Here is a 596-nt window from a genome sequence, read left to right on the forward strand (position 1 = left end):
TCGCAGGTCAGCATACTGCGGTGAATCCGTTCCCGGGCCTTGTACACACCGCCCGTCACACCATGGAAGTTAGCCATGCCCGAAGTCATTACTCTAACCTTTCGAGGAGGAGGGTGCCGAAGGCAGGGCTGATGACTGGGGTGAAGTCGTAACAAGGTAGCCGTACCGGAAGGTGTGGCTGGATCACCTCCTTTTTAGGGAGACCTAACTTTAGTTTAGCCAACCCCAAAATAATCAGGCAGACTAAGGTCATCCTAGGTCGGTCAAGGAATTAAGCATTCAACAGGCTTTCAAACTCTCGGTTCGGTTTAAAAAAATACAGTACAGCACCTAGAAGTCGCAATGAAGAGAGGCTATAGGATGCTGGACGAAAGTTCAGTCAGAACCTAGAAAACTGCATAGAGAATCAGAAAAAAGGTAGAACCGTAACAGACAACTAAGTCAAAGTGGTCAAGCTACAAAGAGCTAACGGTGGATCCCTAGGCACACAGAGGCGAAGAAGGACGTGGTGACCGACGAAACGCTCCGAGGAGCTGGAAGCAAGCAGAGATCCGGAGGTATCCGAATAGGGCAACCTATAAACTACTCGCTGAATC

General features: G+C 49.5%; 2 rRNA genes. Both read left to right on the forward strand.

The window, feature by feature from the left end:
- Positions 1-194, forward strand: a 16S ribosomal RNA gene (locus tag M595_RS28375); the annotation flags it as partial.
- A 254-nt stretch (positions 195-448) separates the two neighbouring features.
- Positions 449-596, forward strand: a 23S ribosomal RNA gene (locus tag M595_RS28380); the annotation flags it as partial.

The organism is Lyngbya aestuarii BL J (genome assembly GCF_000478195.2).
GTDB classification, from domain to species: Bacteria; Cyanobacteriota; Cyanobacteriia; order Cyanobacteriales; family Microcoleaceae; genus Capilliphycus; species Capilliphycus aestuarii.